General features: G+C 78.1%; 1 protein-coding gene. It reads right to left on the minus strand.

The annotated features are described in order from the left end of the window. Window positions 1-78: 78 nt before the first annotated feature. On the minus strand, window positions 79-699 hold a 621-nt coding region (locus tag EAO70_RS37060; protein ID WP_148007156.1), incomplete at its 5' end, for a prolyl oligopeptidase family serine peptidase.

Raw genomic sequence — 699 nt, forward strand, 5'->3', positions numbered from 1 at the left:
CCGTGCCCTGCCCTCGCCGTGCCCTGCCCTCGCCGTGCCCTGCCCTCGCCGGGCCCGGGGAACACCGGGCCCCGGGGGTCACCGCCGCGCCGCACCCGCTCGCGGGGCCGGGGCCGGGAGGCCCACGTGGGACGCGAGGAAGGCCAGGCACTCCGCCTGGAGCGCCGCCGCGCGGGACGCGGCCCGGTCGCCGTGGCCGACGCCCTGTTCGAGCCGGAGCAGGACCGGACCGGGACCCGACGTCGCGTGCTGGAGCGCCGCGCACATCTTGCGGGCGTGCAGGGGGTCGGTCCGGGTGTCACCGTCCGCGGCGGTCAGCAGCACCGCCGGGTACGCGGTCCCGGGCGCGACCCGGTGGTACGGGGAGTAGCCCAGCAGCACCGGGAGCCCCGCCGGGTCCCGCGCGCTGCCGTACTCGGGCCGCCAGCTGGGGCCCAGGCCGGACAGCTCGTAGCGGACCATGTCCAGGAGCGGCGAGGAGCAGACCACGGCGGCGTACTTCCCCGGTTCCTGGGTGAGGGCCGCGCCGACGAGCAGTCCGCCGTTGGAACCGCCCATGATCGCGATCCGGCCGGGTGCGGTCCAGCCCTCCTCGACCAGCCGGTCGGCGGCCGCGGAGAAGTCGTCGAAGGTGTTCTGCTTGTGCGCGCCGCTGCCGGCCCGGTGCCACGCCTCCCCCTCCTCGCCGCCGCCGCGGAG

Source organism: Streptomyces sp. adm13(2018), from assembly GCF_008042145.1.
GTDB lineage: Bacteria > Actinomycetota > Actinomycetes > Streptomycetales > Streptomycetaceae > Streptomyces.